This window comes from Proteus genomosp. 4 str. ATCC 51469 (genome assembly GCF_003144375.1).
GTDB lineage: Bacteria > Pseudomonadota > Gammaproteobacteria > Enterobacterales > Enterobacteriaceae > Proteus.
Genome location: NZ_PENV01000023.1, coordinates 33,816 through 60,046 on the forward strand (window position 1 = coordinate 33,816; position 26,231 = coordinate 60,046).

18 protein-coding genes are annotated in these 26,231 nt (G+C 38.9%); 13 read left to right on the top strand and 5 right to left on the bottom strand.

Going from position 1 to position 26,231, the window contains the following annotated elements; all coding sequences use genetic code 11:
• The 3 genes from DK866_RS17935 to DK866_RS17945 form a co-directional block, all read right to left on the bottom strand.
• The gene (locus DK866_RS17935) at nt 1-3,729 is read right to left on the bottom strand and encodes a DUF4132 domain-containing protein (protein ID WP_109410012.1); all 3,729 of its coding nucleotides are present in this window, start codon (nt 3,727-3,729) and stop codon (nt 1-3) included.
• 397 nt (nt 3,730-4,126) lie between these two features.
• Nucleotides 4,127-6,745 (bottom strand): DUF4132 domain-containing protein, encoded by a 2,619-nt coding sequence (locus DK866_RS17940; protein WP_109410013.1) that lies wholly within the window; start codon nt 6,743-6,745, stop codon nt 4,127-4,129.
• A gap of 110 nt (nt 6,746-6,855) precedes the next feature.
• Nucleotides 6,856-7,986 carry a multidrug effflux MFS transporter gene (locus DK866_RS17945; protein WP_109410014.1) on the bottom strand — a complete coding sequence of 377 codons (1,131 nt, stop codon included), beginning with the start codon at nt 7,984-7,986 and terminating at the stop codon, nt 6,856-6,858.
• 101 nt (nt 7,987-8,087) lie between these two features.
• On the opposite strand from DK866_RS17945, the gene DK866_RS17950 reads away from it, so the two are divergent.
• Nucleotides 8,088-8,849, top strand: a complete 762-nt coding sequence (locus DK866_RS17950) for an AraC family transcriptional regulator (RefSeq protein ID WP_109410015.1) — start codon at nt 8,088-8,090, stop codon at nt 8,847-8,849.
• Between the two features lie 87 nt (nt 8,850-8,936).
• On the opposite strand, the gene DK866_RS17955 is transcribed toward DK866_RS17950, so the two are convergent.
• Nucleotides 8,937-10,220, bottom strand: a complete 1,284-nt coding sequence (locus DK866_RS17955; RefSeq protein WP_109410016.1) for a citrate synthase — start codon at nt 10,218-10,220, stop codon at nt 8,937-8,939.
• A 630-nt stretch (nt 10,221-10,850) separates the two neighbouring features.
• Between DK866_RS17955 and sdhC the strand changes: the two genes are divergently transcribed.
• The 12 genes from sdhC (at nt 10,851) to ybgE (ending at nt 25,175) form a co-directional block, all read left to right on the top strand.
• Nucleotides 10,851-11,231 (top strand): succinate dehydrogenase cytochrome b556 subunit, encoded by a 381-nt coding sequence (gene sdhC, locus DK866_RS17960; RefSeq protein WP_162557032.1) that lies wholly within the window; start codon nt 10,851-10,853, stop codon nt 11,229-11,231.
• Entirely contained in the window at nt 11,225-11,569 is a 345-nt protein-coding gene (gene sdhD, locus DK866_RS17965) for a succinate dehydrogenase membrane anchor subunit (RefSeq protein ID WP_006537664.1), read from the top strand. The genes sdhC and sdhD overlap by 7 nt, the downstream gene beginning before the upstream one ends.
• The gene (gene sdhA, locus DK866_RS17970; RefSeq protein ID WP_109410018.1) at nt 11,569-13,335 is read left to right on the top strand and encodes a succinate dehydrogenase flavoprotein subunit; all 1,767 of its coding nucleotides are present in this window, start codon (nt 11,569-11,571) and stop codon (nt 13,333-13,335) included. Before sdhD ends, sdhA begins: the two co-directional genes overlap by 1 nt.
• A 34-nt stretch (nt 13,336-13,369) precedes the next feature.
• On the top strand, nt 13,370-14,086 hold the full coding sequence (locus tag DK866_RS17975) for a succinate dehydrogenase iron-sulfur subunit (protein ID WP_006537662.1): 717 nt from the start codon (nt 13,370-13,372) through the stop codon (nt 14,084-14,086).
• Nucleotides 14,087-14,329: 243 nt separating this feature from the next.
• Complete coding sequence (gene sucA / locus DK866_RS17980) at nt 14,330-17,134, top strand: 2-oxoglutarate dehydrogenase E1 component (RefSeq protein ID WP_109410019.1); 2,805 nt, start codon at nt 14,330-14,332, stop codon at nt 17,132-17,134.
• 13 nt (nt 17,135-17,147) lie between these two features.
• Nucleotides 17,148-18,353 carry a 2-oxoglutarate dehydrogenase complex dihydrolipoyllysine-residue succinyltransferase gene (gene odhB, locus DK866_RS17985; RefSeq protein WP_109410020.1) on the top strand — a complete coding sequence of 402 codons (1,206 nt, stop codon included), beginning with the start codon at nt 17,148-17,150 and terminating at the stop codon, nt 18,351-18,353.
• A gap of 161 nt (nt 18,354-18,514) precedes the next feature.
• Nucleotides 18,515-19,681: an ADP-forming succinate--CoA ligase subunit beta gene (gene sucC / locus DK866_RS17990; RefSeq protein ID WP_072070203.1), complete on the top strand. Its 1,167-nt coding sequence runs from the start codon at nt 18,515-18,517 to the stop codon at nt 19,679-19,681.
• Nucleotides 19,681-20,550 (top strand): succinate--CoA ligase subunit alpha, encoded by an 870-nt coding sequence (gene sucD / locus DK866_RS17995; protein WP_072070202.1) that lies wholly within the window; start codon nt 19,681-19,683, stop codon nt 20,548-20,550. Before sucC ends, sucD begins: the two co-directional genes overlap by 1 nt.
• Before the next feature lie 1,474 nt (nt 20,551-22,024).
• The gene (gene cydA / locus DK866_RS18000; protein WP_088493411.1) at nt 22,025-23,593 is read left to right on the top strand and encodes a cytochrome ubiquinol oxidase subunit I; all 1,569 of its coding nucleotides are present in this window, start codon (nt 22,025-22,027) and stop codon (nt 23,591-23,593) included.
• A 14-nt stretch (nt 23,594-23,607) separates the two neighbouring features.
• Nucleotides 23,608-24,765, top strand: a complete 1,158-nt coding sequence (cydB, locus tag DK866_RS18005; protein WP_109410021.1) for a cytochrome d ubiquinol oxidase subunit II — start codon at nt 23,608-23,610, stop codon at nt 24,763-24,765.
• A gap of 12 nt (nt 24,766-24,777) precedes the next feature.
• Entirely contained in the window at nt 24,778-24,891 is a 114-nt protein-coding gene (gene cydX / locus DK866_RS18010) for a cytochrome bd-I oxidase subunit CydX (RefSeq protein WP_069370099.1), read from the top strand.
• Nucleotides 24,891-25,175, top strand: a complete 285-nt coding sequence (ybgE, locus tag DK866_RS18015) for a cyd operon protein YbgE (RefSeq protein WP_109410022.1) — start codon at nt 24,891-24,893, stop codon at nt 25,173-25,175. The genes cydX and ybgE overlap by 1 nt, the downstream gene beginning before the upstream one ends.
• A gap of 90 nt (nt 25,176-25,265) precedes the next feature.
• On the opposite strand, the gene DK866_RS18020 is transcribed toward ybgE, so the two are convergent.
• Nucleotides 25,266-26,153 carry a LysR family transcriptional regulator gene (locus DK866_RS18020; protein WP_109410023.1) on the bottom strand — a complete coding sequence of 296 codons (888 nt, stop codon included), beginning with the start codon at nt 26,151-26,153 and terminating at the stop codon, nt 25,266-25,268.
• Nucleotides 26,154-26,231: the final 78 nt, after the last annotated feature.

The following is a 26,231-nucleotide window of genomic DNA, read 5'->3' on the forward strand; positions in this document are numbered from 1 at the left end:
TTACCAAGGTGTTTTCTTTTCCCATTCAGGATCGAATCCTGCACAAGCTTCAGCGATTTTTAGATAATCAGCATAGCTTTCAGCTAATAAAATTGGCGGAACTTCTTTTAGCTCAACATTATTGCGATCCCAGTAATCTTGCTGATTTTTCTCAAAACTTAAATCGAATAAGACGGCAGGAATGTTTTCCTCTGGCACATAGCTACCACTGAAACCGATGTTGACGTAGTAGTTTAAACTAGAGAAGAATTTGTAATAGTGGGAGAACGAGCCTCCATCTTCTGCTGGGCCACGCTGATAACCCATTTTGGTTAAAATACCGCGTAAAGTGAAGGTGTCTGTGATCCAGCCTTTTCGGTCTTCAACTTCTGTTTGCGTTAGATCTAACTCTGGGATTTTATGTTCCATTTGTGAGAATAAGAACTTCACTTTGTAATCTTTAAAATGCGCGATCCATGCTTTACGTTCATCTTCATTAACTAATGCCGCGTGGGCTAATTGAATAAATGAATCGTTTTGTAAAGTGACTTCGTCATCTTCAAGGTTAAGTAATGCGCCATCATCAGAAGGGCGGAACGTATTGATCACTTCGCCATCTTTAACTTCCTGCCAAACTAATTGTTCGATTAATTTATGCATAATTGGGTGAGCTAAAATATATTCTTGCCAATCTGCACTTAACCATTGACGTTGAGCACACATAGCTTCATATAAACGCACACTTTGTAATTCAATAACTTGTTTAAGTTCTTTTTTACTTGAAGTGAAAAGTTTTTTTGCTTCTTTAATCAGCTCTGCATCATCATTTTTGCGCGCAGCAGGCAACGCTTTAACCTCTTTACCTTCTGGATTAAACAGAACAAGTTTTTGTTTGGCATCCATTTTTGCAGTGAAAATACGTTCACCATATTCCAGCACTAGTGTTCCAGTATCATCAAAACCTGCGGTTGGAATAGTTCTATCGGCTAATTCATCTGCACTCCAGCCATTACGCTCTGCGATTTGCGTAACTAAATTACGGGCTTTTTCCTGAACAGATGCAGTGCGATAGCGACGAGATAGCGAAAGAAGAAGCTGGATGATAATAGGATCATTGCTTGAAGCAACAGCATCAATCATCGCTTCAATCTGAGCACGACGCTGATAATGATCGCGCATATAGTTGCGTAGTACAGATACCGCAACATGACCTTCAATACCACAGATAAGCGCAAGCATACCTTTATCACTGATTGCTGAGCCTAAATAACGACGTAATACCTCGTTTTTAATCTCTTCAACCACTTGTTCTAATGTGAAGTTTTCATATTTAGCATAATATTCAGGATAACGTTTAGCCCAATTTTGATAATTACTTAAACGTCCCGGCGCTTCACGTTGCGCTTCTACCATCGCTTCTTCCAGTGATGGCCCTTTAATGTCTTGAGCAACGAAGGTATGTAGAATAAAGCTAGAAAGTTTATGTTGGCTATCTGTAGAAAGCAGGCCGATATAACGTTGTAATAGCGCGTTGCCTCCTGGCATTTTTAATTTTACTGCCAGAATAATCCACCAACGAATAATCGCGGGATCAACCGCTTTCTTGTTTTCCCATGTTAATGCAGGGATTGCCTCAAAATTAAACCAAGCGAGACTTGCTGGTGCTTTGGCTTTAAGGCCTTTTTCAGCTTCTGCTAATAACGTTTTTGGCGATAAGTAGCTCGAAATGTCTTCACCTAATTGCTCTAATGCAGTGAGTAAAGAGGCTCGTACTACTTCGCGTTTCTCTTTTTTCAATAAGGTATTAAGCGCAGGTAAGGAATCCGGATTATTTAAGCGAGCTAGCCATTCAATGGCTGTAACACGGATCTCTTGTTTACTAGAGGTTAATCCTTCTTGTGCACTTAAATGAATATTAGGCAGTGTTTCTAATAATTTTTGTGCAGAAACGCGGTGTGTTTTATTTTCACCTAATGCCAATTCCATGATACGCGGAATAAATTGTGCAGGAATTGTTGGGAAACGACCTAATACTTCAATACCTTGTGATGTTTCAAATTGACGATAGCGATGTTCGCTTTGGTTTGGCATTAAGTTTAGAGCTTCAGCAATATAATCAGTATGCTGAGAGAAGAATGGCCAAACTTGTTCTGGTTTACGAAAACGGCGTAAACCATCTTGATAAGATTCTAAGCATAGTGCCGCTGTGACACGGGCTGCGCGTTTGAAGCTACATCTTTCTAATACATTTTCAACTTGTCGTAATTCAATATCACTAAATAAACGCTCAGGAATATCACCATTAAAGTAGTGAGAGGAGAAGTGATCGGCATGTTGGCGATTGTTAGTTATCACCCGCATAGCATGGAAGAATGTGTATTCTGGCAAATTAGGAATACGATTTTTGTGTTTAATAATTTGGATTTCATTCGACTGAATAGTGCCTTGCCCACTGTTGAGTTTATCAACTAATGCACGACATTGTTTTTCATCAATCTTAGATAAATCTTTATAATGACGTTGTGCCCAATTATAAGAGTGTTTCGATGTTTTATTTTCTTCAATTTCGCGTTCAGCATTTTCTTTCGCTTTAGCTAACATCTCATTGAAGTTATTGACCATAATATCACGGGCACTATCAGGTAATGGCGTATCTTCTAATGGTGTAAAATCAGGCGCTTCGATGGCATCAACAGTGTTTGCATTATCAACAACGCTAAAACGTTGTAGGGCACTTTCAATGCTCTTGATGACTGCTTTTGAGGTTTCATGTTTTAACGCTTCTTCAAGTACATCACGGTTTTCACCTTGGCGAGCAAATAAATCAGCCGCTTGTGTACGTTGTTTTGGTGTACCATTCATTAAAACATGAGTTAAATTTTCTTTTACAATTTCAGCCGGTAAGGTATTCAAAATAGGTTCTGCGGCTTTTTTTACTGTTTTTAAACTGCTGGTGGCAAGTAAAACAATAATATCTGCAAAAGTATCGCGTAGTATCGTATTTTTATTTAGATAGTTAATTAGCTCAACTAAACCATTTGCTGACAGTTTTTCGATTAATTCTGTTCTAATAAATTCTTGATGTGAAAGTAGATAATCTTTTAAATCATGAAGTTCATAAATACGTTTAAGATTAGAAGCGTAATATTCAGAGATATCTTTTCTATCGAATACTGCAAATAATGCATTTTCGCCTGAAATATTGGCCTCTGCTTCGACCATATTAGCGATAAATTCCATACTCCAATATTTACGATGCTCTAAATTAAGATTACGTGCATTATCATAAGTGGTGTAAAACGCATCAACTAACAGGTAAATAACCCAAGTTGGCACTTCAGGTGTTGTCACTTTGATATTGATATCTTGGCATGCAGCTGCAATGACTTTTGCATAACGAGCGACTTGTTCTAAGGAAAAGCTTTCGCCAACTTTAGAGTAGAGCTTATGGCGGGCATTAAGACCTTGGGTGATAACTTTACTATATTTTCCTGTATCAACATTACTGGCATACCACCATTCTAATGTTCCTGCACGATGAAAATAAACGGCTGCTTTTGCTGCATCCAGTTTATTTAATTCAAAAAGAATTTCAGGGTTTTTGCCTGTAAGTACATAATCTAATGCACGTTTAGGTAACCCTTCATCAAATATAGCAAGCAGTACAAGAGATTCTTGGAGATATTTCTCAGTAATATCGACGTCTTTTTTCCCAAAAATAGGGAAAATGTCTAAGATTTTTTTTATCACGCCAGTTCCTTAAGCTATGTATGGATAAACAGTTTTTTTTACCATGAAATAGCGAAACGAACAATTTGATTATCACTGCTAGAAACGAAGGCAAGATATATCATTTGTTAAATTTATAGATATAAACGCTAAAAAAGCTACCCTAGCTTTATTAATATTCAATTCTGCAATATATAAAACGCTATATCAGGAAAAAGTGCTGAAAATGAAGAAGTGATAATAAAGGCATTTTTTGTGGTATTTGAAAAATTTAAGAATTGTCTGTTTAACAAAATAAGCATTAACCCTTAGCTAAATTGATTGAGAATTAACAGCAAAAAACGAAACTTAATATTGCTAGAAACAATCCCGTACTTTTCATTTAGTACGGGATAAGAAAATCATCAATGAATAGTGTTTACCAAGGTAATTTCTTTTCCCAGTCAGGAGAAAAGCCCGTGCAAGCATCTGCGACTTTTAAGTATTCCGCATAGCTTTCTGCTAATAAAATAGGTGGAATATTTTTGATAGCTAATTGATGTCTATCGAATCCACTTTGGCGGCCTTTTTCAAAAACTAACTCTAATAATGCGACTGTGACATTTTCTTCAGGTACACAGTTACCACTAAAGTTGATAATGACACTGAGATCTAAGCCAGAAAAATATTTGTGATAACAGTTATAAAATCCAGCATCTTCTACTGAACCACGTTGATAACCTAATTTTGTCATTGCACTTCTTAATGTATAGGCATCAGTTAACCAACCTTTTTTCTCTGCGATCTGAGTTTGTTTATCTTCTAATATTGGTATGTCATGATCTAATTGGGAAAATAAAAATGTTACTTTGTAATCTTTAAAATGTGCTAACCATGCATATTTTTCTTCCTTATTTAAAAATACACAATGTGCTAAACGAAGAGATGAATCACTTTGTAATGTAATTTCTTCATCTTCGATATTTAATAAAGCGCCATCATTCGCAGGACGAAAAGTATTAATGACTTTATTATCTTTCAACTCTTGCCAGATTAATCGTTCCATTAATTTATGCATAATCGGATTAGTTTGAAGAAATTCTTGCCAGTCAGCACTTAACCATTGGCGCTGAGTACACATTGATTCGTATAAACGTACCGTTTGTGATTCGATAATTTGCTTTAATTCTTTTTTACTTGCTGTGAAGTATTTTTTTGTCTCTTTAATCAGTGCGCTGTCATCATTAACACGAGGTGCTGGCAACGCTTTTACCACTTTGCCTTCAGGATTAAATAAGACGAATTGCAATTTATCGTTAATTTTTGCAGTGAATGTACGTTCACCATAATCTAAAGTTAGTACACCTGAGTCATCAAGTCCTGCTGTTGGTATGGTTCTATCTGCAAGTTCATCTTCTGTCCAATTATTACGTTGTGCTATCTGGGTAATTAATAGCCGAGCTTTAGTTTGAATAGATGCTGCACGATAACGGCGAGAAATAGAAAGTAAAAATTGGATAATAATTGGGTCATTACTTCCACCAATAGCGTCAATCATTGCTTCTATTTGTGCTCGGCGTTCATAATGGTCACGCATATAATTTCGCAATAAAGGTACAGCAATATAGCCTTCAATTGGAAAAATAAGCCCTAACATCCCTTTTTCTTTAATTGCTGACATAGGTGCGGAATAAGATAGCCCTGAACTTAGATAAATTTTATCTTTTGATGGTGTATCGACATCTTGAGTAATAAATTTAACTAACAAAAACTGAGCAAGAGTCTGTTGGCTTTTCAACGAAAGTAAATTGATATAGCGATGTAATAGCGTATTACCTGTTGGAAGTTTTAATTTTACCGCTAATATTATCCACCATTGAATAATTCTAGGCTCAACAACTTTATTATCTTTCCATCTCAATTGAGGTACAGCATTAAAATCAAACCAAGATAAATTATCTGGGATCTTATTTTTTAAGCCAATTTCAGCTTCTGCAAGTAAGGTAAGGGGATCAAGAAAATCTGAAATATCTTCACCAAAATGTTCTAGGGCAGTAATTAAAAGCGTACGAATAACCTCGTCATTTTCTGTCTTTAATAAGGCGATTAACGCAGGAACAGCATCATGATTATTGAGTTCAATTAACCAATTAATTGCAATCACTCGAGCATTTTTTTTCTTTAAATTCAGACCTTCTTGAATAAATAAGTGAGGCTCTGGGAGCTTTTCAATAAGCTCTTGTGCATCAAAGCGATAAATTTGTATATCGCCTAAAGCGAGTTGTAATACTTTAGGAATAAATTGTGATGGAATAACGGGGTAGGTTTTTAATACACGAAGTGCATTATCAAGGCTAAATTGGTCATTATTAGTATTACCTTGATTGGGAATAAGTTGTAAGGCTTCTGCGATATATTCTGGGTTTTGGTAATAAAAAGGCCAAATTTGCTCTGATTTTGATAAATGTTCTATACCGTATTGCCCAAGAAAAAAACTGGCAATAATACGTTTTGCATTAGGGTAATTTCTTTGAATTAAGAGTTCTTCAATATGACGCAATTCGATATGTTCTAAAATATGCTTAGGATCATAATAATTAATTGCATAACTCGTTATGTTTTTTGGTTTAAGGTAATCATCTATTGAGCGAATAAGATGAAAAATTGTGAATTCAGGCAAGCTTGTAATTATGTTTTTGTATTGAATAATTTCACGATCTAACTCATTGAGAGAACCTTCAGGTGAATTAAGCTGGTTTAAAATATTTTTCAGGCTGGTTTCATTATAGTGAGATAAGGCTTCATAAGACTCTTGTGCTTCTTTATGAACAAATGAAGAGTGTTTATTCCAATTTTTTTCGTCAATTGCCTTTTGTTTCATCTCTTTTAATAATTCTTTATATGAGTGGACTATGTACTCATAGGTATTATCAGGTAGAAAAGTATCTTTAAGTTTAGTTAGTTCAGGTACATCAAGGGGATAAAGGTTATTTACGTTATTAAATTTAGCTAATTTCTTTTCAAGGTTTTTTTGAGTTGCACTCATTCCATTTGGCATGTTTTATCCTTATTTGTTCTTTTATTAGTCAGTTTATTCCTTTTGATTTTATATAAATATCACAAAATAAAAAGAACCTCTTATGAATATAAGAAGTTCTTTCGAATTTATTATTTTGTCGTTTGACGAGAAAAAGAGAGTAGCAATGAACCTAGACTACAAATTAGTAAAGTGATTGCTAAGCTTTGCCCCCATCCAGCAAGTGCAAGCCCGACACCAATTAACAAATAGTAGAACAAGCCTAATAATGCCCCGGCAGTGCCTAAACGATCTTTATACTGTGCTAATGCCGTGGCTAAGATATTTGGAATAGCAATGCCATAAGCAATAACACTCGTCATCATCGGGATAATAAAGCTAATGTGGTCACGTAAAAAATAAACACCCACAGCACTGACTAATGCAATAAAGCTGGCAAGTAAAACTAATTTTCCACATGACCAATGATGATTTAATAATGCTTTATTAATATAAGAGCCAACACCGACACCTATTGCTAACACAATGCCACTATATCCAAAGGTGCTTGCGCTATGACCTTGTTTATCAAACATAAAAGGTGCTAACTGATAATAAGCAAAGAGGCTGATATTAAAAAAGGCAATTAATAATACTGTTTTAGCAATTTGCTTATCTTTAAGCATTTTTATTGCCGTTTCTCCTAACGGCGCTGTTTTTACTGTTTCAGGACGGCTTTCAGGTAAAGAAAAAGTGCTCCATAACAGTAAAATCACAGCAAGAAGGGCCAGGCCACTAAATACACCTTGGTAGCCTGCATAACTCACTAATAATGAACCACTTAACATACCTATTGCTGGACTTAATGCGATAGCGGCTCCCATAACTGAGAATACTTTTGCTAACTCATCACCATTATAGACATCACGCATAATGGTTTGTGTGCCGACCGAGCCTACCGCAGCACCAAAAGCGGAAAGCATGCGCAATCCAAGTAATACTGAAAAATCTTGTGTCATGAAAACACCAAGACAAGCAATAGCATAAATAAACAACCCAGCTAACATTGTCGGACGACGACCAATGACATCACATAACCGACCCCATATAATGACCCCCAATGCAAATGCAAAGAAATAGAGCGAAAGTGTTTGTCCAGCCTCGTTTGCACTGACATAAAAGCCGTTTGCAATATCAGTAAGTGCTGGGCTATAAATGGTTTCTGCAATTTGTGGAAACATCATTAACGCAATTGCTAACCATAAAGAGAGTTTTTTGTTCATCTTTTTATCCTACATCCTTAAATCTTGATGAACAGAATACAGAGATAATGAATGTCTTGTTATAAATATAAAGACATATTATTTTTCAAATAGGACAAGTGATGGCTTGGCTTAATCAATACGACCACTTTGTGCCAGAAGAGCATCTTGCATCAGTAGTGGGTATTGCAGCAGAAATGGGAAAGCACGATTCAGGATTTCATTCTCATGATAGAGGACAATTATTATTTACGCAGTCAGGATGTATGCGAATTACTTTAGCCTCTCGGGTTTCTGTTTTGCCTCCCATGAGAATTGCGTGGATACCTGCAAAATTGGAACATCGAGTCGAAATGTATGCCTCTGTGGGATATCGTTCTGTTTATATTTCCGATAAATATCATGATAAATTTCCAAGTGAGAGTGAGATATTTACGCTTTCTCCTCTTTTGCGAGAAATTCTTGAGCGTATTTCTGTGGCTGATTTTGATACGCAATGGGAAGAAGGGCGTTATGCGAATCTATTAGCTGTTTTCTTTGACGAAATCATGCAGGCTCAACGACAACCCAATCATTTATTTATGCCGAAAGATAGGCGATTAAAACGTTTATCGTTTGATGATTTACCTCCACCGTTACAAGAAATGGCGAAATATGTGGGAGCGAGTGAAAAAACGATCACGCGTTTATTTTATAAAGAAACAGGTTTAAGTTACCAACAATGGCGTCAACAGTGGCGATTAATGAAAGCCATTGAATTATTAGCTACTCATCATCGTTATATAGATATTAGTCAGATATTAGGATTTGCTAGTGACAGTGCCTTTATTACATTTTTTAAGAAAATGACAGGGCAGACGCCACAAGAATATTTAAAAAGCTGATTAACTTTTAGTCGCTAATAGTAGCTAAAATTATAAAGCCCCGATTTAAAACGGGGCTTATCAAGATAAATAATTAATAGAACTCAATTATTTCTTTTTAATTTCACTTTTAAAATCGCGCTCATTATAACCAGTATAAAGCTGACGAGGACGCGCAATTTTCAGACCATCTTCGTGCATTTCATTCCAGTGAGCAATCCAGCCAATTGTACGTGCAATCGCAAAAATAACAGTAAACATATTGGATGGAATACCTAACGCTTTAAGGATAATACCAGAGTAGAAATCTACGTTAGGGTACAGTTTTTTCTCAATAAAGTACGGGTCGTTTAATGCGATGCGTTCTAATTCCATTGCCACTTCAAGTAGGCTGTCATTGAGGTTTAATTCTTTTAACACTTCATGACAAGTTTCACGCATAACTGTTGCACGAGGATCGTAGTTTTTGTAAACACGGTGACCAAAGCCCATTAAACGGAAGGAGTCATTTTTGTCTTTTGCACGTTTAATGAATTCAGGAATGTGTTCAACTGTTTTGATCTCTTCCAGCATACGTAAACACGCTTCGTTCGCACCGCCATGAGCTGGCCCCCAAAGTGACGCGATACCCGCTGCAATACAGGCAAATGGATTTGCACCTGAAGAGCCTGCGGTACGTACTGTAGATGTTGACGCATTTTGTTCGTGATCAGCATGAAGGATGAAAATTCTATCCATAGCACGCTCAAGTACTGGATTGACGACATACTCTTCGCATGGTGTTGCAAACATCATATGCAAGAAGTTACCCGCATAAGATAGGTCATTTTTTGGATACACAAAAGGTTGACCAATTGAGTATTTGTAACACATTGCCGCCACGGTTGGCATTTTGGATAACAGGCGATAAGCCGTGATATCGCGGTGAACCGGATTACTGACATCCAATGCATCATGATAGAACGCAGCTAAAGCCCCTGTTACGCCACACAATACAGCCATTGGGTGAGAGTCACGGCGGAAACCATTGAACAGACGGGTGATTTGTTCATGGATCATGGTGTGACGAGTGACAGTCGTTTTAAAATTGTCGTATTGCTCTTGGGTCGGAGCTTCACCGTACAGTAGGATATAACAAACTTCCAAGTATGTTGATTCAGTCGCTAATTGCCCGATAGGGAAACCACGGTGAAGTAAGATACCGTTATCACCATCAATAAAAGTGATTTTTGACTCACAAGAGGCGGTTGAGGTAAAGCCGGGATCGTAGGTGTAATAACCTTTGGAGCCGAGAGTACGAATATCAATAACTTTGGAACCGAGTGTAGGGGATAGAACGTCCAAGTCTACAGATGTTTCATCAATCGTTAGCTTAGCTTTGTTATCAGCCATTTATAATCTCCTTAGCGCTTATATGTCTCCTAACAAAGTCGAGGGTATCTCCATAAAGAATAAAGATGCACTTCGATAGTGAAACTATAGTTGATGTAAGGTACCCAGTCGGGTTTTATTTTATGCCCGTCATATCTAGGTCTATAGTGTGTCACTTATGTTAAGGAGCTTTTGATGTTATGTTTTTTTAGGTGCTTTTTTATGCAATGCACTTAGAATTAGTACTGACAACACTTTTACATAAGTTTGAGGTTTCTGGAAGCGTGTTTGCGCACAAAAAAAACATAAACATTAAAATTATGCAGTAAATGTAATAAAAATGTTGTACATGTGTCAAAAATGATAATCATTTTTGCATCAGATATATTAAATAGTGATCCCTCTCACTGTTCGAGGCAAATGTCTGGCACACAAGTTGTGTGGTAATTGTAATAAGTTTGTGAAGCACTTATACTGCGCGCAGGTCTCCGGAACCTTTGTTGTATGGAGAACCAGCGTAACGAATCCACAATTTTTGTAAAATAGACGGATTTAACATTTTACTTAAAATGTGCCTTTGTACCCCATTCGCTGTTTGATTTCCATCCAGGTCCGGAGGAAGGAAAAATTATAAAAGCTGTGTGGGCATAAATTGTGAAAAAACAAAGACCTGTCAATCTGGATTTACAGACGATACAGTTTCCACTCCCTGCTATCGCATCGATCTTGCATCGTGTCTCTGGGGTTATCATGTTAGTCGCAGTTGGCATCTTACTGTGGTTACTTGGCACCTCTCTCTCCTCTCCTGAAGGTTTTCAGCAAGCTGCTGAAATAATGACTGGCTTCTTCGCAAAATTTATTTTGTGGGGCATCCTAACGGCATTGGCATACCATATTTGTGGTGGTATTCGTCACATGTTAATGGACTTCGGCTTTATTGATGAAACCTTAGTTGTAGGTCGCAATTCAGCGGCTGCATCTATGGTTATTACAGTAATTTTATCAATATTGGCGGGGGTATTAGTATGGTAAGTAATTCTTCTACTTTAGGCCGTACTGGCATACAGGATTGGTTATTTCTGCGTGCCTCAGCCATCATCATCGTTTTATATGTTCTTTATCTTGTGGGTTTTATTGCAACCACAGAAATTACCTATGAAGTATGGCGTGGGTTCTTTAGCTCATCCCTAACCAAAGTGTTCACCATCTTGACGTTGCTTTCTATTCTTATCCACGCGTGGATAGGCATGTGGCAAGTGTTAACGGACTATATTAAACCGCTGGCATTACGCCTGACTTTACAACTGATTATTGTTGTTGCGCTGTTGGTTTATCTTATTTATGGAACAATTGTGGTGTGGGGTGTGTAATGAATCTGCCAGTAAGAGAGTTTGATGCCGTTGTTATTGGTGCTGGTGGCGCGGGTATGCGTGCTGCTTTACAGATTTCCCAAATGGGTTTGTCTTGCGCACTAATTTCTAAAGTTTTTCCTACTCGTTCTCATACTGTTTCAGCTCAAGGCGGTATTACTGTTGCGCTAGGTAATACTCATGAGGATAACTGGGAATGGCACATGTACGATACAGTAAAAGGTTCCGATTATATCGGTGACCAAGATGCAATCGAATATATGTGTAAAACTGGCCCTGAAGCAATTTTAGAGCTGGAACATATGGGGCTTCCATTTTCTCGCTTAGATGATGGCCGTATTTATCAACGTCCGTTTGGTGGTCAGTCTAAGAATTTCGGTGGCGAACAAGCTGCGCGTACTGCAGCCGCTGCTGACCGTACTGGGCACGCATTGTTGCATACCCTGTATCAGCAAAATTTAAAAAATCACACAACTATCTTTTCAGAGTGGTATTCACTGGATCTCGTGAAAAACCAAGATGGTGATATTGTTGGGTGTACTGCAATTTGCATCGAAACGGGTGAAGTCGTTTATTTCAAAGCTAATGCCACTATTTTAGCCACAGGTGGTGCGGGCCGTATTTATCAATCTACCACAAATGCACATATCAACACTGGTGATGGTGTTGGCATGGCGGTTCGTGCAGGTGTTCCACTGCAAGATATGGAAATGTGGCAATTCCACCCAACCGGTATTGCGGGTGCGGGTGTGTTAGTGACCGAAGGTTGTCGTGGTGAAGGCGGATATCTGTTGAATAAAGACGGTGAACGCTTTATGGAACGTTATGCACCAAACGCTAAAGACCTTGCTGGTCGTGACGTAGTGGCTCGTTCAATCATGATTGAGATTCGTGAAGGCCGTGGTTGTGATGGTCCTTGGGGTCCTCATGCGAAATTGAAACTCGACCATCTTGGTAAAGAAGTCCTTGAATCACGTTTACCGGGTATTCTTGATCTGTCTCGTACATTCGCACACGTTGATCCTATCAAAGAGCCAATTCCGGTTATTCCTACTTGCCACTATATGATGGGTGGTATTCCAACAAAAGTGACAGGCCAAGCCATTCGTGTAAATGAGAAGGGCGAAGATGTTGTTATTCCTGGACTGTTTGCTGTCGGTGAAATTGCCTGTGTATCTGTTCATGGCGCCAACCGTTTAGGTGGTAACTCACTGTTAGACCTCGTTGTATTTGGTCGTTCAGCAGGGGTTCACTTAAAAGAATCTCTGATGGAACAAGGCACGATGCGTGATGCAAGCGAGTCGGATGTTGAAGCAGCATTAACACGTTTAAATCGCTGGGAAAACAATCGTTCTGGTGAAGATCCTGTTGAGATCCGTAAAGCACTGCAATCTTGTATGCAACATAACTTCTCAGTATTCCGTGAAGGCGATGCAATGGCAAAAGGTTTAGAAGAACTAAAAGTTATTCGTGAGCGCTTACAAAATGCCCGACTGGATGATAATTCAAGCGAGTTTAATACTCAGCGTATTGAATGCTTAGAATTAGATAACCTGATGGAAACAGCTTATGCCACTGCAGTATCTGCAAACTTCCGTACAGAAAGTCGTGGTGCTCATAGCCGTTTCGATTTCCCAGAGCGTGATGATGCGAACTGGTTATGCCATACATTATATCAACCGCAAACCGAAACAATGACACGCCGTGAAGTCAATATGCAGCCAAAACTGCGTGAAGCCTTCCCACCAAAAGTGCGTACATATTAATTAGCGGTGTTATTGAAGTTGCGGAGACTTAAATATGAAACTTGAATTTTCGATTTATCGTTACAATCCCGACGTTGATAATGCGCCGCATATGCAAGATTACACCCTCGAAGTTCCTGAAGGGCGTGACATGATGCTGTTGGATGCATTAATTCAATTAAAGGAAAAAGATCCTACCTTATCGTTCCGTCGTTCTTGTCGTGAAGGTGTTTGCGGCTCTGATGGCGTGAACATGAATGGTAAAAATGGTTTGGCTTGTATCACACCTATTTCATCTTTACAGAAAGGAAGTAAGAAAATTGTGATCAGACCGTTACCCGGTTTACCAGTAATTCGTGATTTAATAGTGGATATGACTCAGTTCTATACACAGTATGAGAAAATTCGTCCGTATTTAATTAATAATGGCAAAAATCCTCCTGCTCGTGAGAACTTACAGTCACCAGAACAACGTGAAAAGCTTGATGGACTTTACGATTGTATCCTTTGTGCTTGTTGTTCAACCTCTTGCCCGTCATTCTGGTGGAATCCAGATAAGTTTATCGGGCCTGCTGGATTGTTAGCTGCATATCGTTTCTTGATTGATAGTCGTGATACAGAAACAGAATCTCGCCTTGATGATCTTAACGATGCGTTCAGCGTATTCCGTTGTCATGGCATTATGAACTGTGTCAGCGTATGTCCTAAAGGGCTCAATCCAACAAAAGCAATTGGCCATATTAAGTCGATGTTGTTAAAACGTAGTGCATAAAATAATAACCGCCCTAAAATAGTTAGGGCGGTTAATGGAAAAACTAAGTTAGACGTTTGCGGTAAATAGTAAGGCACCTTTAAACACTGTTAGACAGTGCTTAAAGGTTCCTTGAGAGCTAAAGCTCCATATTTAAAGAACCTGCGAGATAGCGGGTCATGAGAGAACCTTGCAATCGACACCGTTTAATCACGGTATTAGTTATCCACGGCGAACTAAAGCTGTATAGCTTAAGGGATCATAATGCAGAACGGCGCAATGAAGGACTGGCTAGAATCAACATTTCTAGCAGGAGAGAATCAGTCTTACATAGAAGATATCTATGAAGATTACCTAACTGACCCAAACTCTGTTGACGAAAGTTGGAGAGAGATTTTTCAACAACTGCCCGCAAGTCAAGGCATAGAGCAGTCGCATTCTCAGACCCGCGACTACTTCAGACGCCTCGCAAAAGAATCCACTCGATACCATACCTCGGTAAGCGATCCGGCAACGGACTCAAAACAAGTCAAAGTTTTGCAGCTCATCAATGCCTTTCGTTTCCGAGGCCATCAAAATGCGAACCTCGACCCACTTGGTTTATGGAAACAAGAATCTGTTCCAGATTTAGATCCTGCTTTCCATAATCTGACTAAAGAAGACTTTGAAGAAACTTTCAATGTTGGTTCTTTTGCCATTGGCAAAGAAACCATGAAATTAAGTGATTTATACGAAGCCCTGAAACGCATTTATTGTGGTTCAATCGGTGCTGAATATATGCATATCACTAACACTGAAGAGAAACGTTGGATCCAACAACGTTTAGAATCAGTTAATGTTGCAGACCAATTTACAAAAGAAGAAAAATTACGCTTCCTGACAGAGCTAACAGCTGCTGAAGGCTTAGAACGCTATTTAGGTGCGAAATTCCCTGGTGCGAAACGCTTCTCTTTAGAAGGTGGTGATGCACTAGTACCTATGTTAAAAGATTTAATCCGTCATGCTGGTAAACAAGATACTCGTGAAGTGGTTCTTGGTATGGCGCACCGCGGACGTTTAAACGTTTTGGTTAATATCCTCGGTAAAAAACCTGCTGATTTATTTGATGAATTTGCGGGGATACATAAAGAGCATTTGGGAACTGGTGACGTTAAATATCACCAAGGTTTCTCATCCGATTTTGCAACTGAAGGGGCTCAAGTTCACTTAGCATTAGCCTTTAACCCTTCTCACTTAGAGATTGTTAGCCCAGTTGTTATCGGTTCGGTTCGTGCTCGTCGTGATCGTTTAGATGAAGCGCGTAGTAATATGGTTCTTCCTATTACAATTCATGGTGATGCTGCGGTAACTGGTCAAGGTGTTGTTCAAGAAACCTTGAATATGTCGCAAGCGCGTGGTTATGAAGTTGGCGGTACAGTTCGTATTGTTATCAATAACCAAGTTGGTTTCACCACGTCAAATCCAAAAGATGCCCGTTCAACACAATACTGTACTGATATTGTGAAAATGGTTCAGGCACCAATTTTCCACGTTAATGCTGATGATCCAGAAGCGGTTGCGTTTGTGACTCGTCTTGCGTTGGATTTCCGTAATACTTTTAAACGTGACGTAATGATTGATTTGGTGTGTTATCGCCGTCATGGCCATAACGAAGCGGATGAGCCAAATGCGACTCAGCCTCTGATGTATCAAAAAATCAAGAAACACCCAACACCACGTAAAATTTACGCAGATAAACTGGTTGCTCAATCACTGCTTGATGCTAATGATGTGACTGAACTGGTTAATCTCTATCGTGATGCACTGGATCGTGGTGATTGTGTTGTTGAAGAATACCGCCCAATGGGGCTGCATTCTTACACATGGGAGCCGTATTTAAATCACGAATGGAATGAAGAGTATCCACATAAAGTAGAGAAAACACGTTTACAAGATTTAGCACGCCGTGTGAGTACTGTTCCGTCAGAAATCGTGATGCAATCTCGTGTTGAGAAAATTTATGCTGACCGTGCTGTCATGGCAGAAGGTGAGAAATTGCTCGATTGGGGTGCTGCGGAAACATTAGCGTATGCGACTTTAGTTGACCAAGGGATCACAATTCGCCTTTCTGGTGAAGATGCTGGTCGTGGTACATTCTTCCACCGTCATGCCGTTATTCATAATCAAACTAATGGTTCTGTTTATGTTCCATTGGCTAATATTCATAATGCTCAAGGGCAATTTAATGTCTGGGACTCTGTATTAACAGAAGAAGCTGTTCTTGCATTTGAATATGGTTATGCCACAACAGAGCCTCGTGGATTGACTATTTGGGAAGCGCAATTTGGTGACTTCGCAAACGTTGCTCAAGTTGTTATAGACCAATTTATTAGCTCTGGTGAGCAAAAATGGGGTCGTATGTGTGGTTTAGTGATGCTACTACCACATGGTTATGAAGGCCAAGGCCCTGAACACTCTTCTGCACGTTTAGAACGTTATCTGCAACTGTGTGCAGAGCAAAATATGCAGGTTTGTGTGCCATCAACACCAGCTCAGGTTTACCATATGTTACGCCGTCAAGCATTACGTGGTATGCGTCGCCCACTTATCGTAATGTCACCAAAATCACTGTTACGTCACCCATTAGCGGTTTCTGCATTGGATGAGTTAGCCAACGGTAAATTCTTACCTGTAATTGGTGAAATGGATGATTTAAAACCGGCTGATGTAAAACGTGTTGTGATGTGCTCAGGTAAGGTTTACTACGATTTATTAGAACAACGTCGTGCTAATGAGCAAAACAACGTTGCCATTATTCGTATTGAACAACTGTACCCATTCCCACACGAAGATATTGCGCAAATTCTGGCATCTTACTCCCATGTGAAAGATTTCGTTTGGTGTCAAGAAGAGCCTTTAAATCAGGGGGCTTGGTATTGCAGCCAGCATAATTTCCGTGATGCAATCCCTACGGGCGCAACATTACGTTATGCAGGACGTCCGGCATCAGCCTCTCCAGCAGTCGGTTATACCTCTGTTCATCAGGAGCAACAAAAAGCTCTGGTTGAAGACGCACTGAAAGTTGAATAAATAAGGATAGAAAATGAGTAGTGTAGACATTCTAGTACCGGATCTCCCTGAATCAGTTGCTGACGCATCGGTCGCAACTTGGCATAAAAAACCTGGTGATAGCATTCAACGCGATGAAGTGCTGGTTGAAATCGAAACAGATAAAGTTGTTTTAGAAGTTCCTGCAAGTGAAGCGGGTGTATTAGAAAGTATTCTTGAAGATGAAGGCGCTACCGTTGGTTCACGCCAATTACTTGGTCGCATTCGTTTAGGTGATAGCACCGGTATTCCTGCTGATGTGAAACCAGCTCAAGATAGTACACCAGCACAACGTCAAAGTGCTGATATTGCGGAAAAAGGCAATAACGATGCATTAAGTCCAACAGCTCGTCGTTTAGTTGCAGAGCACGATGTTAATCCTGCTGATGTGAAAGGCAGTGGTGTAGGTGGTCGTTTAACTCGTCAAGATATCGAAGGCCATGTTGCAAATAAAACTGCAACGAAACCTGTTGAAGAAGCGCCTCAAGCGCTGTTATCTCATCGTAGCGAAAAACGTGTTCCAATGACACGTTTACGCAAACGTGTTGCAGAACGTTTATTAGAAGCAAAAAACACTACTGCAATGTTGACAACGTTTAACGAAATCAACATGCAACCAATTAAAGATTTACGTGCTCAATATGGCGAAGCTTTCGAAAAACGCCACGGTGTCCGTTTAGGCTTTATGTCTTTCTATATTAAAGCGGTTGTTGAAGCACTGAAACGCTACCCAGAAGTGAATGCTTCTATTGATGGCACTGATGTGGTTTATCACAACTATTTCGATATCAGTATTGCGGTATCAACACCTCGTGGTCTGGTAACACCAGTATTACGTGATGCAGATGCAATGAGCATGGCGGATATTGAGAAAAACATTAAAGCATTAGCAGTAAAAGGCCGTGATGGTAAGTTAACCGTTGAAGACTTAACGGGTGGTAACTTTACTATTACAAATGGTGGTGTTTTCGGTTCATTAATGTCAACGCCTATTATCAACCCACCACAAAGTGCCATTTTAGGGATGCATGCTATTAAAGATCGCCCAATGGCCGTTGATGGTCAGGTTGTTATTCTACCAATGATGTATCTGGCTCTGTCTTATGACCACCGCTTAATTGATGGTCGTGAGTCTGTCGGTTTCTTAGTAACCGTTAAAGAGATGCTAGAAGATCCAGCCCGTTTATTACTTGATGTATAGGTAATAAATATCGCTTCTAGGCAGGAGATGCTCCTCCTGCCTACTTAGCAACAGACACAAGCATCAAAGAAGTACAGTGTGTTCGTGAAGTCAGATTTCTCTGGCTTATAGTCAAAAAAATAAGAAAGCCCGACTTTCAACAAGATTATGGATAGAACATCATGAATTTACACGAGTATCAGGCAAAACAGCTTTTCACACGGTATGGATTACCAGCACCTGCTGGTTTCGCCTGCTCCACGCCGCGCGAGGCAGAAGAAGCTGCATCAAAAATCGGTCAAGGCCCTTGGGTCGTGAAATGTCAGGTTCACGCGGGTGGACGTGGTAAAGCGGGCGGCGTAAAAGTCGTTAAATCTAAAGAAGAGATCCGCGCATTTGCTGAACAATGGTTAGGCAAACGTTTAGTGACTTATCAAACAGACGCTAACGGTCAACCTGTTACACAGATTTTGGTTGAAGCTGCAACTGATATCGCTAAAGAGCTTTATCTTGGTGCGGTTATTGACCGTGGTACCCGTCGCGTTGTCTTTATGGCTTCAACTGAAGGCGGCGTAGAAATTGAAAAAGTGGCGGAAGAAACGCCAGAACTTATTCATCGCGCAATTATTGATCCACTGACAGGCCCTATGCCTTATCAGGGAAGAGAACTTGCTTTTAAACTAGGTTTAAAAGGCAAGCAAGTCAGCCAATTTGCTAAGATCTTTATGGGATTAGCTACTATTTTCTTAGAGCGCGATCTTGCGCTAATTGAAATTAACCCTCTGGTTATCACAAAAGAAGATGATCTGATTTGTCTTGATGGTAAATTAGGCGTAGATAGCAATGCATTATATCGCCAGCCTGAAATGCGTGAACTGCATGATCCATCGCAAGAAGATCCGCGAGAAGCGCAAGCTGCACAGTGGGAACTGAACTATGTTGCATTAGATGGCAACATTGGCTGTATGGTCAATGGTGCTGGTTTAGCAATGGGTACTATGGATATTGTTAAACTTCACGGTGGCGAACCCGCTAACTTCCTCGATGTAGGTGGTGGTGCAACAAAAGAGCGTGTAACAGAAGCATTTAAAATTATTTTGTCTGATGAAAATGTCAGTGCTGTATTAGTCAACATTTTCGGCGGTATTGTTCGTTGTGACTTAATCGCAGACGGTATTATTGGCGCAGTTGAAGAAGTTGGCGTTAATGTTCCTGTGGTTGTTCGTCTTGAAGGAAACAATGCAGAGTTAGGCACCAAGAAATTAGCGGATAGTGGATTAAATATTATCGCAGCTAAAAGCTTAACTGATGCCGCGAAACAAGTTGTTGCAGCAGCGGAGGCAAAATAATGTCTATTTTAATCGATAAAAACACCAAAGTAATTTGCCAAGGTTTTACTGGTAGCCAAGGAACATTCCACTCTGAGCAAGCAATTGCTTATGGTACACAAATGGTTGGTGGTGTTACTCCAGGTAAAGGTGGCACTACGCACTTAGGACTTCCTGTATTTAATACTGTACGCGAAGCTGTTGAGGCAACAGGTGCAACTGCGACAGTTATTTATGTACCTGCGCCATTTTGTAAAGATTCAATCTTAGAAGCGATTGAGGCGGGCATCAAACTCATCATTACTATTACAGAAGGCATTCCTACTTTGGATATGCTAACAGTAAAAGTAAAATTAGATGAAGCGGGTGTACGCATGATTGGCCCTAACTGCCCTGGTGTAATCACACCGGGTGAATGTAAGATTGGCATTATGCCAGGCCATATTCATTTACCAGGTAAAGTTGGCATTGTATCTCGTTCAGGTACATTAACTTATGAAGCAGTTAAACAGACAACAGATGTTGGCTTAGGTCAATCAACGTGTGTTGGGATTGGTGGTGACCCAATTCCAGGTTCTAACTTTATTGATATTCTGAAGCTATTCCAAGAAGATCCACAAACAGAAGCAATTGTGATGATCGGTGAAATTGGTGGTACAGCAGAAGAAGAAGCAGCCGCTTATATCAAAGATCATGTGACTAAACCAGTTGTAGGTTACATTGCCGGTGTGACAGCCCCTAAAGGTAAACGTATGGGACATGCGGGAGCTATTATTGCGGGCGGTAAAGGCACAGCAGATGAGAAATTTGCTGCTCTTGAAGCTGCGGGTGTTAAAACTGTGCGTAGCTTGGCCGATATTGGCGAAGCTATTAAATCAATGATCAAGTAAGTAACAATACTGTTAATAATTTCAGATTGATACTATCTTAAATGCCAGTTTCTTAATAGGAGCTGGCATTTTTATATATAGCTTCATTTAAATATTAATGCCTATATCGAGTATTGTGATTAACACATTAAATATCCTATATAAATTAATTATAATTACTTGTTTTAAATTGATTTTTTTAAATATTGATCTCTATGCAAAATCGCTCTTTTTTCTTTTTATATGCTTTTTACATAAACTGAAAATAACGATAAATACTGTTTGTATCCATTCTTTGTTGTTAAAAACAACATTTTAAATGCATGTTTTTAGATGAAAAATGGATTAACAAAAAAGTAAGTAGTTATTTTATGTTGTGATCATCATACCTTTTCTATAAGTATCGTAATAATGGTTCCTAAATCCCCCTTCAACATCGCCGTAAGGCACATTTTTACTACAAAAATTTTTTTTTAAACATGTTAATGAATAAGTGAAAAGGAGGGCAGGTAAAGAAGCGTGCCTGAGAAAATATTCTTTTATTATGATAGGGCATCAAAAAGGAGATTAAAGCTGAAACTAGGCTCTTTTATACCTATCAAGAGTAATGATGAAACACTTATGATTGTTGTAAGAAATGTTCCACAAAAATAATAAAATACAATAAAAACAAATTGTTTTCCTTTTTCGTGAACTTGGTTTGATGTCTTTCTTATTTAATTGATTTAAAAGGTTATTTTTAATTTTATTGAATTATTGATTTGTATTTTAGGTATATAACATAGATTAATTACAGTTTACTTATCTGAAATAAGAAACAAAATAAATAGTTATTAATATTAAAAATAGATAATCACTATTAGATTTTAATTTTATCTTTATTTGATAAATTAACTAGATGTCATTTTCTGTATTTACACTTTTGTAAATTTCAACTTATTAATTAATAGATTATTTTTTTTAAATATTTATTTTTTACCTGCAAAAAAATGATTTTGATATTAAAATTAATAAAACACAACTAAAAGTGTTTATTTTTAGGGCTTTTATGAAAATAAAAAGTTAATTTTATTATGGAAAATATAAGGAGATAAATTACACTTAAAAATAAAAACAACATTGCATTAACACAATGGTAACTATTGGGTAATTTATTCGCAACTAGTTAACATTAAAGTGTTTTTTTGATGTGGGTCAAGTTATTAATTGTGGCAAAAATTTCTGAATATGCTTAAATTGGCACACGATCAAATATGCTGTTACAAACCTAAAAGTCGTATTGTTGACCTAAGCTCAGAATTCAAATCTGGGTCACGCAAAATATATTTATTATATGTAAATATAAGCGTACTATTTGTAAGGTATTGTGTTTTTGGTCTTTAATATTCGTTGTTGTTTTTAGAGGCATTTATTGCTGGTAGTTATGAGGCTTTATAATTTAATAAAGTCGGGTTGCCGCAAGTCGGTGTCTTCCTGCTAGGAGCAAGGAGTCAAGATGTTTGATATTGTCGAACTGTCACGGTTACAGTTTGCCTTAACAGCGATGTATCACTTCCTGTTTGTCCCGTTAACGTTAGGTATGGCGTTTATGCTGGCAATCATGGAAACGATATATGTCCTGTCGGGTAAACAAGTTTACAAAGATATGACAAAGTTCTGGGGTAAGTTATTCGGTATTAACTTTGCTCTGGGTGTCGCAACTGGGTTGACCATGGAGTTCCAATTTGGTACTAACTGGTCATATTTCTCTCATTACGTCGGTGATATCTTCGGTGCGCCTTTAGCAATCGAAGGTCTGATGGCGTTCTTCTTAGAATCAACTTTCGTCGGATTGTTCTTCTTTGGCTGGGATCGCTTAGGTAAGAAGCAGCACTTGATGGTAACTTGGTTAGTTGCTTTCGGTTCTAACTTCTCTGCACTGTGGATACTTGTTGCGAATGGTTGGATGCAAAACCCTGTCGCAGCAGACTTCAACTTTGAAACCATGCGAATGGAAATGTTGAGTTTTGCTGATCTGGTTTTAAACCCTGTCGCTCAAGTTAAATTTGTTCACACCGTCGCTGCTGGTTACTGTACTGGTGCATTCTTTGTTCTGGGTATCAGCTCTTACTACCTGCTCAAAGGTCGTGACATCGGTTTTGCAAAACGTTCTTTCGCAGTTGCCGCTACTTTTGGTATTGCTGCTGTATTATCTGTTATCGTACTGGGTGATGAATCTGGTTACGAAATGGGTGACGTACAAAAAACCAAACTGGCTGCAATTGAAGGTGAATGGCATACAGAAGCCGCTCCAGCTGCATTTAATCTGATTGCATTCCCTAATCAAGAAAAAATGGAAAACTCGTTTGCATTACAAATTCCTTATGTGATGGGGATTATTGCAACGCGTTCTTTCGATACGCCTGTATTAGGTCTTAATGATCTGATGAGTCAGCATGAAGTTCGTATTCGTAACGGTATGAAAGCTTACGAATTATTAAGCGAACTGCGTTCAGGTAATACTGATCCTGCTATTCGTGCTGCATTTAATGACGCTAAACAAGATTTAGGCTATGGCTTATTACTGAAGCGTTATACTGATAAGGTTGTTGATGCAACAGAAGAGCAAATCAAATCTGCTGCAAAAGATACTATTCCTAATGTCGCACCACTGTTCTGGTCATTCCGTATCATGGTTGCCGCTGGCTTCTTGATGTTACTGGTTGTTGCGATTTCCTTCTGGACTGTTCTGTCTAACCGTATTGGTAACTACAAATGGTTACTGCGTGCTGCACTGTTTAGTATTCCACTACCATGGATCGCAGTTGAAGCAGGTTGGTTTGTTGCAGAATATGGACGTCAACCATGGGCGATTGGTGAAATCCTGCCTACGGCTGTAGCAACTTCTTCATTGACACAGGCTGATATCCTAGTATCTATGGGTCTTATCTGTGGTCTGTATACTCTGTTCTTAGTTGCCGAAATGTTCCTGATGTTCAAATTTGGTCGCCTTGGGCCGAGTAGCCTGAAGACGGGTCGCTATCACTTTGAACAGAAGAACGCTTCTTCTGCACAAAGTAAGTAACACAGGAGTCCACTATGTTTGATTATGAAGTATTGCGATTTGTTTGGTGGCTACTGATTGGTATCTTACTGATTGGCTTTGCAGTCACTGATGGTTTTGATATGGGTGTCGGTGTGTTATTGCGCGTTATCGCGAAAGATGACACTGAACGCCGTATTTTGATTAACTCTGTTGCACCTCACTGGGATGGTAACCAAGTATGGTTAATCACAGCAGGTGGTGCACTATTCGCTGCATGGCCAATGGTTTATGCTGCGGCATTCTCTGGTTTCTATTTTGGTATGATCTTCGTATTGGCGGCATTATTCTTCCGTCCAGTAGGTTTTGACTACCGTTCTAAACTAGAATCTCCAAAATGGCGTGGTATGTGGGATTGGGGTATCTTTATTGGTAGCTTCGTTCCACCATTAGTTATTGGTGTTGCTTTTGGTAACCTGTTACAAGGTGTTCCATTAGAAGTCGATAGCATGCAACGTGTATCTTATAACGGTACGACTAATGCGCTGATTAACCTGTTAAGTCTGTTAAACCCATATGGTTTACTAGCAGGTGTGGTTAGCTTAATGATGATTGTTGCACATGGTGCAAGTTATCTTCAAATGCGTACTACTGGTGAATTACATGAGCGTACTCGTAAAACAACTTACATTACCTCATTAATTACTTTCATCGCATTCGCATTAGCAGGTGTGTGGTTAATCTATGGTATCGATGGCTTCATTATTACAAGCACTATTGATACAGCAGGTCCATCATCTCCACTACTGAAAACCGTTTCTCATGAAGCGGGTGCTTGGATGACTAATTACAACAACTATCCAGTATTATGGGCATTGCCGGCCTTAGGCCTGTTATCTCCATTACTAGCGATTGTTGCGACTAAAGCAAACAAAGGTGGTTGGGCATTCCTGTTCACTTCACTGACAATTGCTTGTGTCATCTTAACTTGTGGTGTGACTATGTTCCCATTTGTGATGCCTTCAAGCACTTTCCCAGATGTGAGCTTAACAATGTGGGATGCAACTTCTAGCCTGTTTACTCTTCAGGTAATGACAGTTGTTGCGATTATCTTTGTACCTATCGTTCTCCTTTACACCATCTGGTGTTACTGGAAAATGCATGGTCGCCTCGATAAGAAATTTATCGAAGGCAATAATCATACTCTGTACTAAGGAGCATAGAGAATGTGGTATTTTGCATGGCTTCTCGGAACGCTCTTCGCTTGTAGTATTGCGGTGATCGCAGGACTGGCTTTCGAGCACGCTGAAGCGAAAAAAGCTTCAGAAAGTGAAGAATAATGTTGGATAAAAGCTACCAACTACTAGACAAGGGCCCTATTAGGGCTCTTGTTTTAATCATGGCGTTGGTCATGGCATTTTGTATTATGTGGGAGCCTAGTCGTTTTGCTGCGAACACTAGTTCACTGGCAATTTGGCAAGGTATCTTACTGATTTGGTCAGTGTGTGCAGGTGCGACTTTTGGTCTTGCATTTCGTCCTAAACACGTCATGGCAAAATGTTTATTACATCCAATCCCTGCAATTATTATTCTAGTTGTTGGGCTAAGTTATTTCTTCTTTTAAAAAATACCTTATTTCTACTCAGTGTATGAGAAAGAAATAAGGTATTTTATCTCTTAAGTATCTCTTCTTAACTTCTCCACACTTCTAGTGTTATAGCTGGATATTTTCTTTTAAATAATCAATAAATAGACGTGTTTTCCTTGGAATATGTTCACTATATGGAAAAATAATATTAACGGATTGAGTTAAAAGTGCATGTTCAGGAAACAGTACAACCAATTGGCCTTCTAATAATTCTTGACGAATATACCAATGTGGCAAAATAGTCATCCCAGAATGCGCAAGAGCCATCTTTTTTAATGCGGCAATGGTGTTAGTTTCAAAATAGGCATCTTGAGCTAATTGAGAAAGAAGGGTATTAAACTGCGCAGAAGTTGAAAGTTTACTTTGACGTAAATTACTGTTTGCTAAATAAGGAATAACGCTTAAATCGTTGATAGTTTTTATCGAAAATTTTTGTAACAAATCAGGTGAAATAACTAAACTTATCTCGTAATTAGCCAATTTGGTAGAGCGATAATTACTGTCTTTTAATGTGCCTAAACGAATAGCTAAATCCAACTTATGATTTATTAAATCCTCAATAGAAGAATTAAACGCATACTGTACTTTCAACTTTGAGTGTAATTGCATAAATTGACTAAGTAACGGCAAAATATAATATTCACCAAATTCAGCGGTTGAACTTAATCGCAATGATCCCTGTAGTTCCTGCTGACCCAATCTCGCTTTATCTAATGTTTGCTCTAATTGAATTAGCACTTGACGAAAGTCTTGATAAAGCATCTCTCCAGTCTCTGTCAGTGAAAATCGACGAGTATTGCGATTGAGTAATGAGACATTTAACTCGGTTTCTAATGCTTTGATATGAATACTCACCATTGATTTACTCAAGCGTAAATATTTTGCTGCTTGAGTAAAAGATCCTGTATCAACAACAGCAATAAAAGAGCGAATTCGATCAATTTGATTTTGCATGATTGTTTACTCTGATTAAACAATAAGTTCTATTTTGTCAGATAGACGAAATTCGTCAATCTTCCGTACTCTATGCGC

Excerpts from the sequence above, each read along its gene's own strand:
- DK866_RS17940 (WP_109410013.1), bottom strand. The coding sequence starts at position 6,745 with ATGCCAAATGGAATGAGTGCAACTCAAAAAAACCTTGAAAAGAAATTA.
- DK866_RS17945 (WP_109410014.1), bottom strand. The coding sequence starts at position 7,986 with ATGAACAAAAAACTCTCTTTATGGTTAGCAATTGCGTTAATGATGTTT.
- DK866_RS17950 (WP_109410015.1), top strand. The coding sequence starts at position 8,088 with ATGGCTTGGCTTAATCAATACGACCACTTTGTGCCAGAAGAGCATCTT.
- DK866_RS17955 (WP_109410016.1), bottom strand. The coding sequence starts at position 10,220 with ATGGCTGATAACAAAGCTAAGCTAACGATTGATGAAACATCTGTAGAC.
- sdhD (WP_006537664.1), top strand. The coding sequence starts at position 11,225 with ATGGTAAGTAATTCTTCTACTTTAGGCCGTACTGGCATACAGGATTGG.
- sdhA (WP_109410018.1), top strand. The coding sequence starts at position 11,569 with ATGAATCTGCCAGTAAGAGAGTTTGATGCCGTTGTTATTGGTGCTGGT.
- DK866_RS17975 (WP_006537662.1), top strand. The coding sequence starts at position 13,370 with ATGAAACTTGAATTTTCGATTTATCGTTACAATCCCGACGTTGATAAT.
- sucA (WP_109410019.1), top strand. The coding sequence starts at position 14,330 with ATGCAGAACGGCGCAATGAAGGACTGGCTAGAATCAACATTTCTAGCA.
- odhB (WP_109410020.1), top strand. The coding sequence starts at position 17,148 with ATGAGTAGTGTAGACATTCTAGTACCGGATCTCCCTGAATCAGTTGCT.
- sucC (WP_072070203.1), top strand. The coding sequence starts at position 18,515 with ATGAATTTACACGAGTATCAGGCAAAACAGCTTTTCACACGGTATGGA.
- sucD (WP_072070202.1), top strand. The coding sequence starts at position 19,681 with ATGTCTATTTTAATCGATAAAAACACCAAAGTAATTTGCCAAGGTTTT.
- cydA (WP_088493411.1), top strand. The coding sequence starts at position 22,025 with ATGTTTGATATTGTCGAACTGTCACGGTTACAGTTTGCCTTAACAGCG.
- cydB (WP_109410021.1), top strand. The coding sequence starts at position 23,608 with ATGTTTGATTATGAAGTATTGCGATTTGTTTGGTGGCTACTGATTGGT.
- cydX (WP_069370099.1), top strand. The coding sequence starts at position 24,778 with ATGTGGTATTTTGCATGGCTTCTCGGAACGCTCTTCGCTTGTAGTATT.
- ybgE (WP_109410022.1), top strand. The coding sequence starts at position 24,891 with ATGTTGGATAAAAGCTACCAACTACTAGACAAGGGCCCTATTAGGGCT.
- DK866_RS18020 (WP_109410023.1), bottom strand. The coding sequence starts at position 26,153 with ATGCAAAATCAAATTGATCGAATTCGCTCTTTTATTGCTGTTGTTGAT.